This window comes from Stenotrophomonas sp. S41, from assembly GCF_016624625.1.
In the GTDB taxonomy this organism is placed as follows: Bacteria; Pseudomonadota; Gammaproteobacteria; order Xanthomonadales; family Xanthomonadaceae; genus Stenotrophomonas.
Genome location: NZ_JACVTV010000125.1, coordinates 1 through 11,799, shown reverse-complemented (window position 1 = coordinate 11,799; position 11,799 = coordinate 1). Strand labels below are relative to the sequence as shown.

The 11,799-nt window shown below is 66.8% G+C and carries 7 protein-coding genes; 2 read left to right on the top strand and 5 right to left on the bottom strand.

Translation table 11 applies throughout. The annotated features are described in order from the left end of the window. Positions 1–244 precede the first annotated feature (244 nt). Together IAE56_RS18650 and IAE56_RS18645 are read left to right on the top strand one after the other, a co-directional pair. A complete protein-coding gene (locus IAE56_RS18650; RefSeq protein ID WP_200753557.1) occupies positions 245–1,921 on the top strand; it encodes a long-chain fatty acid--CoA ligase in 1,677 nt (558 codons plus the stop codon). Between the two features lie 161 nt (positions 1,922–2,082). After that, positions 2,083–2,955, top strand: a complete 873-nt coding sequence (locus IAE56_RS18645) for a crotonase/enoyl-CoA hydratase family protein (protein WP_108768755.1) — start codon at positions 2,083–2,085, stop codon at positions 2,953–2,955. A 333-nt stretch (positions 2,956–3,288) separates the two neighbouring features. Here IAE56_RS18645 and IAE56_RS18640 read toward each other — a convergent pair whose 3' ends face one another. The 5 genes from IAE56_RS18640 to IAE56_RS18620 form a co-directional block, all read right to left on the bottom strand. After that, the gene (locus tag IAE56_RS18640) at positions 3,289–5,460 is read right to left on the bottom strand and encodes a response regulator (RefSeq protein WP_200753556.1); all 2,172 of its coding nucleotides are present in this window, start codon (positions 5,458–5,460) and stop codon (positions 3,289–3,291) included. Next, a complete protein-coding gene (locus tag IAE56_RS18635) occupies positions 5,457–6,602 on the bottom strand; it encodes a two-component system response regulator (RefSeq protein ID WP_108768753.1) in 1,146 nt (381 codons plus the stop codon). Before IAE56_RS18635 ends, IAE56_RS18640 begins: the two co-directional genes overlap by 4 nt. 215 nt (positions 6,603–6,817) lie before the next feature. Continuing rightward, positions 6,818–8,329, bottom strand: a complete 1,512-nt coding sequence (gene lysS, locus IAE56_RS18630; protein WP_200753555.1) for a lysine--tRNA ligase — start codon at positions 8,327–8,329, stop codon at positions 6,818–6,820. 163 nt (positions 8,330–8,492) lie between these two features. Beyond that, positions 8,493–10,133 (bottom strand): acetolactate synthase large subunit, encoded by a 1,641-nt coding sequence (locus IAE56_RS18625; RefSeq protein WP_200753554.1) that lies wholly within the window; start codon positions 10,131–10,133, stop codon positions 8,493–8,495. A gap of 63 nt (positions 10,134–10,196) precedes the next feature. Then, positions 10,197–11,582 carry an NAD-dependent succinate-semialdehyde dehydrogenase gene (locus tag IAE56_RS18620; RefSeq protein WP_200753553.1) on the bottom strand — a complete coding sequence of 462 codons (1,386 nt, stop codon included), beginning with the start codon at positions 11,580–11,582 and terminating at the stop codon, positions 10,197–10,199. Positions 11,583–11,799 lie beyond the last annotated feature (217 nt).

Sequence of the window (11,799 nt, the reverse complement as noted above, 5' to 3'; positions counted from 1 at the left end):
CACGGGCCCCCGGGCGCGCGGCGGGGGCTCACCCAAAACCCCCCCGGGCCCCGCCCCGCCGCTACCGGTTTCCGCACCCTGATCGGTAGCGCCGGGCCATGCCCGGCGGTGTCTGACGCATTCGACCAACCCGCGCCGCAAGGCCCCCTTCGCGTTTTCCCTACGGAACGGTATGCTGCTGCGAGCGGTTCTGGCGGATACTGTCCGCGCCGCACCCATCAAAAACGATTCCTGGAGGGGGAATATGAGTCTGGATCGTCCCTGGCTGCAGAGCTATCCGAAAGGCGTTCCCGCCGAGATCGACATCAACGAGTTCCATTCGGTAGCTTCGGTCTTCGACGCTTCCGTCGCGAAATTCCGCGACCGTCCCGCCTACTCCAGTTTCGGCAAGATCCTCACCTACGGCGAAACCGACGCCCTGGTCGAGCAGTTCGCCGCCTACCTGCTGGGTGAGCTGAAGCTCAAGAAGGGTGACCGCGTCGCCCTGATGATGCCCAACTGCCTGCAGTACCCGATCGCCACCTTCGGCGTGCTGCGCGCCGGCCTGACCGTGGTCAACGTCAACCCGCTGTACACCGCGCGCGAGCTGAAGCACCAGCTGGTCGATGCCGGCGTCAGCGCCCTGGTGGTGGTCGACAACTTCGGTGACACCGTCCAGCAGGTCATCGCCGACACCCCGGTCAAGCACGTCATCACCACCGGCCTGGGCGACCTGCTCGGCCTGAAGGGCACGATCGTCAATTTCGTGCTCAAGTACGTCAAGAAGATGGTGCCCAACTACCATCTGAAGGGCGCGGTGCGCTTCCGCCAGGCGCTCAAGCTCGGCAGCCGCCACACCCTGCCCAAGGTCGAGATCGACCACGACGACGTCGCCTTCCTGCAGTACACCGGTGGCACCACCGGCGTGGCCAAGGGCGCGATGCTGACCAACCGCAACCTGATCGCCAACATGCAGCAGGCCTCGGCCTGGATCGGCGCATCGGGCATCGAGCCGGGCAAGGAGTGGATCATCACCGCCCTGCCGCTGTACCACATCTTCGCGTTGACGGCGAACGGCCTGGTCTTCATGAAGTTCGGTGGCTGCAATCACCTGATCACCAATCCGCGTGACATGAAGGGCTTCGTCAAGGAGCTCAAGTCGGTGCGCTTCACCGCCATCACCGGCGTCAACACCCTGTTCAACGGCCTGCTCAACACCCCCGGCTTCGACACCGTCGACTTCTCCTCGCTGAAGGTGACCCTGGGCGGCGGCATGGCCGTGCAGCGTGCGGTGGCCGAGCGCTGGAAGAAGGTGACCGGGGTGACCCTGGTCGAGGCCTACGGCCTGACCGAGACCTCGCCGGCGGCCTGCATCAACCCGCTGGACCTGAAGGAATACAACGGCGCCATCGGCCTGCCGATCCCGTCCACCGATGCCTGCATCAAGGACGACAACGGCAACACCCTGGCCATGGGCGAAGTGGGCGAGCTCTGCATCCGCGGCCCGCAGGTGATGAAGGGTTACTGGCAGCGCCCCGACGAGACCGCCACTGCCATCGATGCCGACCAGTGGCTGCACACCGGCGACATGGCGAAGATGGACGAGCAGGGTTTCTTCTACATCGTCGACCGCAAGAAGGACATGATCCTGGTGTCCGGCTTCAACGTGTACCCGAACGAAGTCGAGGACGTCATCGCGATGATGCCGGGCGTGCTGGAAGTGGCCGCTGTCGGCGTGCCGGACGAGAAGTCCGGTGAAGTGGTGAAGGTGGTCATCGTGAAGAAGGACCCGAACCTGACCGCCGAAATGGTCAAGGAACATGCGCGGGCCAACCTCACCGGCTACAAGCACCCCAGAATCGTAGAATTCCGAAAGGAGCTGCCGAAGACCAACGTGGGCAAGATCCTCCGTCGCGAGCTCCGCGATACGCCCGCCACGTAAGGCTTTCGGCGAATTTGAACACCTTCAGGGCCCGGGTTGGAAACAACCCGGGCCTTTTCGCGTGCGCGGTGCCGCGCCCGGTGTAGCATCGCCGCGTGTGTGGACCGTTCGGCCCGCCGGCCACCACTTCTCTCTGCGGGCCGCATGCCGAGGACCCTTCCATGAGTACCATTGAAAAGCTGTCTGCCAGCGGTTCGCCGTTCGCCACCATCCGTACCGAAGACAACGACGACGACTCCGCCCACTGGTTGTTCATGCACGCCGACGCGGCCACGGGCATCCGTCCCTGCTGCCGCAAGGACATGCTGGACGAGATGTGGAGCTACATGAGCGCCATCACCCGCGGCCCGGCCCAGCGCCACAGCGGTCGGCTGCGCCATTTCGTGCTGGCCTCCGATGCCGCCGCCTACAACCTGGGCGGTGACCTGGACCTGTTCACCCGCCTGATCCGCGAAGGCAACCGCGACCTGCTGCTGACCTATGCGCAGCGCTGCGTGGAAGGCGTGCACCACCTGCACACCGGCTTCGGCGGTGACGTGCGTTCGATTGCGCTGATCCAGGGCGATGCACTGGGCGGCGGCCTGGAAATGGCCCTGGCCTGCCACACCATCGTGGCCGAGGAAGGCTGCGGCATGGGCCTGCCCGAAGTGCTGTTCGGCCTGTTCCCGGGCATGGGCGCGTACTCGTTCCTGTGCCGCCGGGTGTCGCCGCAGCTGGCCGAGAAGATCATCCTCGACGGCCGCATCTATTCGTCCGAGGAAATGCACGCCCTGGGCGTGGTCGACGTGCTGGTGAAGAAGGGGGAAGGCCGCGCCGCCGTCGATGACATGATCCGCCACCAGCAGCGCTTGCCGCAGTCGTACCTGGCAATGAACGCGGCGCGCAACCTGGCGCAGTCGGTCAGCTACGACGAGCTGCTGGAAATCACCAAGGTCTGGGTCGACTCCGCCCTGGCCCTGGGTGATCGTTCGCTGCGCACGATGGATCGCCTGATCAAGGCACAGACCCGTCGCGCCGGCCTCGACGCCGCCTGATTGCTCTCCTCCCCCTCTGGGTTCAAGCCCGGCTGGCCCCCGGGCTTTTTTTCGCGCTCGCGCGACCAAGACAGTAGATCCCCGCCATGCGTGGATGCCTTGCATCGCGGACCGCGCCGAATGCAGCCGAGCATGGCTCGGCACTACATGGAACGAAGGCAGTCGAGCAAGCTCGACGCTACCGCTCCATGTCGTCGGGCGCGCCGCGTGCCTTGCGTCGCAGACCCAGTAGATCCACGCCATGCGTGGATGCCTTGCATCGCAGACCGCGCGGAATGCAGCCGAGCATGGCTCGGCACTACATGAAACGAAGGCAGTCGAGCAAGCTCGACGCTACCGCTCCATGTCGTCGGCCGCGCCGCGTGCCTTGCGCTCGGCGCGCGCATCCAGGGCCTGCCGTCCTTCCTTGATCGCGCCCTGCAGCACGGCCAGGCGCGGGCGCCATTCGGCCTTGAGCTGCCAGTCGGCCATCCGCATCAGTTCGCCGGCGCGGTTGGCGGCACGCACCAGGCCCAGATTGCCGGCCACGCCCTTGATCGCGTGGGACTGTTCGCGGAAGGCGCCCCAGCGGCCTGCTTCGCCGTCGACCTCGGCCTTGCGCAGGCAGTTCTCGGCGTCCTCCAGGCACTGGCGGATGAACTCACGCTCGAAACCGTCGCCCATGCCCAGCGAGGCCAGCTCATCCAGCACGCCGGTGTCGAGCACGCCATCGAGGTTGGTGGCGGTGCGCACGATCGGCGGCGCCGACGCCTTCAGCTGGGCGTTGTTGGCGATCTCGGCCAGCGTATCGAGCAGGCGCACGGCCACGACGGGCTTGGCCAGGAACGCATGCGCGCCGGCCTGGGTGCAGCGCTGGATCGCTTCGGGGGTGACATCGGCACTGAGCACCAGCACCGGCGTGCGCGGACCGCCGCCGGACTGCATCACGCGTAGTTCCTTCAGCATGTCCAGGCCGCTCATGCCCGGCATGTGCAGGTCGACGATGGCGGCGTCGAATTCGCTCTCGGCCAGCGCATCGAGCACCGCCTCACCGCCATCGACGCACATGACTTTGTGCCCGGCCTTCTGCAGCAGGCGCTGCAGCACCATGCGGTTGGCCTCGTGGTCGTCCGCCACCAGGATCTGCATGCTGCGCACGCGGGCGCGGTGGCGCAGGAACGGGTCGGTGAAGGCGATGACATTGCCGCCCGGGCCCACCTCTTCGCCGGCGGCCACGCTCGGCACCGCGCCCGGCACCACCGGCTCCGGCGGCGCGAACGGCAGCTCCACCCAGAAGTGGCTGCCCTGCGGCGGGCTGTCCAGGTAGCCGATCTCACCATGCATGGCCTCGACCAGGCCTTTGGCGATGGTCGTGCCAAGGCCGGTGCCCTCATGGCGACGGGCCATGCTGACGTCGGCCTGCTCGAAGGCTTCAAACAGCCGGGGGCGCATGGCTACCGGCACGCCGATACCGGTATCGATGATGTCGAAGCGCAGGCGCACCGAGCCATTGGTGTCCGCGTGGACGAGGCCCACGCGCACTTCCACCTTGCCGTGGTCGGTGAACTTCACCGCGTTGCCGGCGAGGTTGAGCAGGATCTGCCGCAGGTGGCCGACGTCGCCGCGCAGCGTGGCGGGCACGTTCGCGGCCACCTTGACCTTGTACTCCAGGTGCTTGGCCTTGGCCTGCGGCAGCAGGATCAGGCCGATGGCCTGGACTACGTCGGCCAGCACGAAATCCTCGGCCACCACGCGCAGCTTGCCCGCTTCGATCGCGGAGATGTCCAGCACCTCCTCGACCAGCGCCAGCAGGCTGCGGGAAGAGGCCTGGATGGTGTTCAGGCACTCGCGTTGCTCATCGTCCAGGCGAGTCGTCGCCAATACTTCTGTCATGCCATTCAATCCATTGAGTGGGGTTCGGAATTCGTGGCTCATGTTGGCCAGGAAGCGACTCTTCGCTTCACTGGCGCGCCGCGCCTCGGCCATGGCCTTGGTCAACTGCTTGAGCAGGGTCGAGAAATACAACGGTACTGCAGCCAGGCCCAGCCAGAGCCCGATCGCCAGTCGCAGGTTCTGCTCCCAGTAAGGTGTCAGCAGCACGGTGCTGCCGAAGCTGACCATCGCCATCGCCACGGCGACGTAGAGGTAGTTGTTGCCGAAGCGCATGCCGTTGCCGACGGTCACCCACATCACCACGATGTAGACCCACGACAGCGGTTCGCCCATCTGCACCATGCCCGCGGCGATCAGGCCGTAGTCGGCCAGCATGCCGAGCACGCGGCGTGGATCGGAGCGCCCCGGCTTCCACAGCAGCCAGCCGAACAGCAGCAGCGACAGCGACAGGCCGGTCAGGACGATGGCCAGCACGCCCACATACTGGTCGTGCGGCAGGTCGTGGCGCGGCGCCGGCAGCAGCACGTAGGCCAGAATAAAGCTGATCAGGACGATGCGGACGATCTGCTGCCCGTGTTCGCTGTCGTGGCGCTGGGACAACCGCAGGCGGATCCGCGACAGCAGGGATGTCACGCGCCCATCCCCGGCCGCGCCGAGGCGGTGGAATGCTCGGCGCAGATCTGTTCCAGCTGCTCGCGGCCCCGCAGCAGCGCATCCACGCAGCGCGGGTCGAACAGGCGGCCGCGCTGGGCATACAGGTACGCCAGGGTCGCTTCCATCGTCCATGCTTCCTTGTACGGGCGCGGTGAGATCAGCGCGTCGAAGACATCGGCGACGGCGACGATGCGCGCTTCCAGCGGAATCGCGTCGCCGACCAGGCCATCGGGATAGCCGCTGCCGTCATAGCGTTCGTGGTGGCGCAGCGCGATCAGCGCGCCGACCTGGATGAAGCGGTTCTGGCTGCCACTGAGCAGCTCGTGGCCGATGCGCGGATGCCGGCGCATGATCGCCAGCTCCTCGTCGTTGAGCTTGCCCTGCTTGAGCAGCACCGCATCGGGAATGGCGATCTTGCCCATGTCGTGCAGCGGGGCGGCCATCTCGATCAGCTTGACCTCTTCCTCGGGCAGGCCCAGCTGCTCGGCGATCAGCCCGGCCACCCGCGCCATGCGCTCGAGGTAGGCACTGGTGCCGGCATCACGGAACTCGATGGCGCGCGCCAGCCGCGAAAGGGTCTCGCGTTCGCGCTCTTCCACCTCGTGCATGCTGGCCAGCAGCCGCTGTTCCAGCGACAGCGCACGTTGCTTCACGTTCTCGGCCTGCTGGCGCAGCTGCAGCAGGTTGTAGCAGCGCGCACGCAGTTCGCGTGGCCGGATCGGCTTGACCAGGAAATCGATCACGCCCGCTTCCAAGGCGGCCTGCCGGATCGGCTCATCGCCGACCACGGTGATCAGGATCACCGGGATGTCGCGGTGCTTGGGCAACCGGCGGAAACGGCGGGCGAACTCCAGCCCGTCCATCTCCGGCATGCGGTAATCCAGCAGCAGCAGATCGACCGGGTACGACTCGCACCACGCAAGCGCGGTGAGCGGATCACCGAAGTCGTGCACGCTCAATTCGGGCGCGATGTCTTCAATGACATGACGCAGCATCGTCCTTGCGGACGTCTGGTCGTCGACGATGACGATGTTCAAGGCGTTCTCTGCCTGCCTTCTCGACCACGCTGGAAGATCAGCCAGCGAGGATACCCCGCCGCTGTGCACACTGGCACCCTGCATCGGTACGACTCCCGTCACGAGCTCCCCGGTTCATGATCGTCGTCACAATGTGAAGCGGGTTCTCCACATCGACGCTTCTCCACATCGGCCCTCGCTACCCCATCAAGCCATAGCGGGTGTCAAGGCCGTGCAACAACCATACGCCGAGTGCGGATCGCGTCAATGGCGCCGCCCGGATCCGGGACGGCGCGCACAGTCGGGAGCGGAACTGCGTCTTACTGCTCGGGACGCATGTAGGGGAACAGCAGGACGTCGCGGATCGAGCTGCTGCCCGTCAGCAGCATCACCAGGCGGTCCACGCCGATGCCCAGGCCGCCGGTCGGTGCCATGCCGTACTCCAGCGCACGGATGTAGTCGGCGTCGTAATGCATGGCCTCGTCGTCGCCGCCGTCCTTCGCGGCCACCTGGGCCTGGAAGCGCTGCGCCTGGTCTTCCGGATCGTTCAGCTCGGAGAAGCCGTTGGCCAGCTCCTTGCCGTTGACGAACAGCTCGAAGCGGTCGGTGTAGCCCGGATCGTTGTCGTTGGCGCGGGCCAGCGGCGAAACTTCCACCGGATGATCGGTGATGAAGGTCGGCTGGATCAGGGTGTGCTCGACGGTCGCTTCGAAGATCTCCAGCAGCAGCTTGCCCCAGCCGTAGGACGGCTTGACGCGGATCTTCAGGCGCTCGCAATGGCGCAGCAGCGCCTCGCGGTCGGTGCAGTCGGCGGCCGAGATTTCCGGGTTGTGGTGACGCACCGCCTCGTCCATGCGCCAGCGGCGGAAGGCCGGGCCCAGGTCGATCTTCGCGCCGTCCCACTCCACTTCGGTGCCACCGTTGACGGTGGTGGCCACGTCACGGATCACGCCCTCGGTCAGGTCCATGATCTCGTTGTACGTGGCATAGGCCTCGTACAGCTCCATCATGGTGAATTCCGGGTTGTGGCGGGTGCTGACGCCTTCGTTGCGGAAGTTGCGGTTGATCTCGTAGACGCGCTCCAGGCCACCCACGGTCAGGCGCTTGAGGTACAGCTCCGGCGCCACGCGCAGGTACAGGTCCAGGTCCAGCGCGTTGTGGTGGGTGGTGAACGGCTTGGCCGCCGCGCCGCCGGGGATGTAATGCATCATCGGCGTCTCGACTTCGAGGAAGTCGCGGTTGTCCAGCCACGCGCGCATGGCGCGGATGATCTTGGAGCGCTTGATGAAGACCGCGCGCGATTCCGGGGTCACGATCAGGTCGACGTAACGCTGGCGGTAGCGCTGCTCGACGTCGGCCAGGCCGTGCCACTTGTCCGGCAGCGGGCGCAGCGACTTGGTCAGCAGGCGGATCGATTCGGCCTTGACCGACAGCTCGCCGGTCTTGGTACGGGTCAGGGCGCCTTCGACGGCGATGATGTCGCCCACGTCCCAGCCCTTGAAGGCGGTGTAGGCGTCGCCCAGGGCGCCGCCCTGCAGGAACAGCTGGATGCGGCCGGATTCGTCCTGGATCTGGGCGAAGCTGGCCTTGCCCATGATGCGCTTGGCCATCAGGCGGCCGGCCATCTTCACCTGGCGGCCGTTGCCTTCCAGGGCCTCGGCGGTCCAGGTCCCGGCATCGGCGAATTCGGCCTGCAGCTGCCCGGCGAAGTCCTCGCGACGGAAGTCGTTCGGGTACGCGATGCCCTGCCCACGCAGCGCTTTGAGTTTCTCACGGCGCTCGGCGATCAACTTGTTTTCGTCGACGGGGGGGGTATCGGTAGCTTCGCTCATGGATCTGCGGGAATCGTGTAGTGGGAGGGGGGTACAGCGCCCGGCGCAGCCGGTTGGACAGCATACCAAAACCGCCCTCCCCGAGCCCCGCCGGAGCCCGTAGCGCCGGGCCATGCCCGGCGGTCAGTCGGCAGGAATCCGCCGGGCGCGGCCCGGCGCCACTTCACCCGTTCCCGGGGAACGCCTGCCGCAGTTCCTCCACCAGCACCCGCTGGTTCTCCGAGTAGTCCACCGGCACCGAGACCAGGTGCACCCCGCCCTCGTTGAACGCCGCCTCCAGGGTCGGGATGAACTGCTCGATGGCGGTCACCTCATGGCCCTTGCAGCCATAGGCCTCGGCGTACTTGACGAAATCCGGGTTGCTGAAGGTCATGCCGTAATCGGTGAAGCCATCCACCGCCTGCTTCCAGCGGATCATCCCGTAGGCGCCGTCGTTGAGGATCAGCACCACCAGGTTCAGGCCCAGCCGCCGCGCCGTCTCCAGCTCCTGGCTGTTCATCATGAAGCCGCCATCGCCACAGACCGCCAGCACGCGCCGCTCGGGATACAGGATCGAAGCCATGATCGCCGACGGCAGGCCCGCGCCCATCGTCGCCAGGGCATTGTCCAGCAGCAGCGTATTGGCCACCTGGGTGCGGTAATTGCGCGCAAACCAGATCTTGTACATGCCGTTGTCCAGCGCCACGATGCCGTCCGGCGGCATCACCTGGCGCACGTCATGTACCAGTCGCTGCGGGGTGAAGCCCGCTTCCTCGGCACGGTCGGCCAGGTGCTCGAGGATGGTCGCGCGCAGCGGCAGCAGCGCATCGGCATGCGCCACGGCGCCTTCGATGCGGTCGGCCAGCTGGGTCAGCGAGCGGCCGATATCGCCGATCACCTCCACCTGCGGGAAATACACCTGCTCCACCGCGGCCTGCGAATAGCCGATATGGATGACGGTCGGGCCACCCGGGCGCATCACGAACGGCGGCTTCTCGGTCACTTCGTGGCCGATGGTCACGATCACGTCGGCCTGGTCGATGGCCATGTGCACGTAGTCGCGCTCGGTCAGCGCCGCGGTGCCCATGTACAGGCCGGAGCCGCCCGCCACCGCGCCCTTGCCCATCTGCGTGGTGAAGAACGGGATGCCGGCGCGCTGCACGAAGGCCGAGAGCGCTTCGCTGGACTGCGGGCGCGATGCCGCCGAGGCGATCATCAGCAGCGGCCGCTCGGCACCGCGGATGATCTCCGCCGCGCGGTCCAGCGCCTCCGGGCTGGCAATCGGCCGGTCCACCGCGTGGGTGGGAATGAGGGAAACGCCCTCCACTTCGGTGGCGGCGATGTCCTCGGGCAGCTCCAGCAGCACTGGGCCCGGGCGCTCTTCCTGGGCCACGCGGAAGGCCTCGCGGACGATGGTCGGGATGGTGCGTGCCGAGACGATCTGCCGGGCCAGCTTGGTCAGCGGCTTCATCGTGCTGACGATGTCCACGATCTGGAAGCGCGCCTGCTTGCTGGCAACGATGCCCTTCTGGCCGGTGATCATGATGACCGGCCATGCCCCCAGCAACGCATAGGCCGCGCCGGTGGTGAAGTTCAGCGCGCCCGGGCCGAGGGTGGCCAGGCACACGCCCGGCTTGCCGGTCAGCCGGCCGTAGGTGGCGGCCATGAACACCGCCGCCTGCTCGTGGCGGGTGATGACGAGCTCGATGCTGGAATGGCGCAGCGACTCGACCACGTCGAGGTTTTCTTCGCCGGGAATACCGAAAATGCGCTCGACGCCTTCGTTCTCAAGTGCGGCGACAAGCAGATCTGAACCCTTGGACATTGGAATGCCGTCCTTTTCGCTGGACTGATGGTGGATCGTTGCAGGAAGGGTGGAAGCCGCGCGTCAACGCTTGTCGAACCAGACCGTCTGCGCGTTGACGAATTCACGGATGCCGAAGTGCGAGAGCTCACGGCCGAAGCCGCTCTTCTTCACGCCGCCGATCGGCACGCGCGGGTCGGAGGCCGAGAAACCGTTGACGAACACGCCGCCGGTCTGCAGCCGGCGCGCCAGCTGCATGGCGCGTTCATGGTTGCCGGTCCACAGGTTGCCACTGAGGCCGAATTCGCTCTGGTTGGCCAGCTCTACTGCGTGGTCGGCGTCGCGGGCGCGGCTGATCGAGGCCACCGGCCCGAAGGTCTCGGTATCGAAGGCCTGCATGCCCGGCTCCACCCCGGCCAGGACGGTGGGTGCATAGAAGCTGCCCGGGCGATCCAGCTGATGGCCGCCGACCAGCAGCTGCGCGCCGGCATCGACCGAGGCGCGCACCTGTGCGTCGAGCTGCTCGAGCAGGTCCTGGCGGGCCATCGGGCCGATGCGGTTGCCGGCTTCGCGGCCGTCACCGATGGTCAGCGCCTGCACCTTCTGGCAGAACTGCGCGACGAAACGCTCGTAGACAGCCTCTTCGACGATGATGCGCTTGCCGGCGATGCAGACCTGCCCGGTGTTCTGGAAGCGCGAGGCCACGGCCGCATCGACGGCAGCATCAAGGTCAGCATCGGCGAGCACGATGAAGGGGTCGGAGCCGCCCAGCTCCAGCACCACCTTCTTCAGCGCCTGCCCGGCCTGGGCGGCGATGCTGCGACCGGCGGCGACGCTGCCGGTGAGGGTGACGGCAGCGATGCGGTCATCGGCGATGGCGGCACTGGTGCCCTCGCGGCTGATGTTGGCGGCGATGAAGGTGCCGTCAGGCAGGCCGGCTTCGCGCCAGGCCGCATCGAGCAGCTGCGCGGTACCGACGATGTTCTCGGCCGGCTTCAGCAGGAAGCCGTTGCCGCCCATCAGGATCGGCACGGCCGCGCGCATCACCTGCCAGTACGGGAAGTTCCACGGCATGATGCCCAGCACCACGCCCAGCGGCAGGTAGGACACGTAGGCCTTGTCATCGGGCACCTGGGTGGGCTCGTCGCGCAGGAACTGCGCACCGTTGTCGGCATACCAGTCGCACAGCAGCGCGCACTTCTCGATCTCGGCCAGCGATTCGGCGTGGACCTTGCCCATCTCGGCGGTAGCCATCGCGGCGAGCGGCTCGCGGTCACGGCGCAGGACGTCGGCCATGGCGCGCAGCACGGCAGCGCGCGCTTCCAGCGGCTGCGCGCTCCAGGCGGCGAAGCCGGCCTGGCCGCGCTGCAGGAGGTTTTCCAGTTCAGCGGCGGTGGCGAAGGGGTGGCTGGCGATCTGCTGGCCGGTGGCCGGATCGCGGGAGATGGCGGTGGTGGGGGCAGCGGACATGCAGGTCTCCTGTTGTCTCGACAACGGGCCGGCGGCCCGTGTCCTGGACAGGAATGTGGACCTGTTCGATGGCAGCAACAAGGCGTCTGCTCATCCTGTGACCTGCACTTACCTGTATAGGGGGGGTGTGTCATGGCAGGGCTTGCAGCCCTGCACCTGCTTCAAGCCGAAGCCGGAGCAACAGCAGAAGCTGGCTTTCCGTGGGGTGGCGGGGGGG

Coding starts and splice junctions, on each gene's coding strand:
- IAE56_RS18645 (WP_108768755.1), top strand. CDS start 2,083: ATGAGTACCATTGAAAAGCTGTCTGCCAGCGGTTCGCCGTTCGCCACC.
- IAE56_RS18650 (WP_200753557.1), top strand. CDS start 245: ATGAGTCTGGATCGTCCCTGGCTGCAGAGCTATCCGAAAGGCGTTCCC.
- IAE56_RS18620 (WP_200753553.1), bottom strand. CDS start 11,582: ATGTCCGCTGCCCCCACCACCGCCATCTCCCGCGATCCGGCCACCGGC.
- IAE56_RS18625 (WP_200753554.1), bottom strand. CDS start 10,133: ATGTCCAAGGGTTCAGATCTGCTTGTCGCCGCACTTGAGAACGAAGGC.
- lysS (WP_200753555.1), bottom strand. CDS start 8,329: ATGAGCGAAGCTACCGATACCCCCCCCGTCGACGAAAACAAGTTGATC.
- IAE56_RS18635 (WP_108768753.1), bottom strand. CDS start 6,602: ATGCAGGGTGCCAGTGTGCACAGCGGCGGGGTATCCTCGCTGGCTGAT.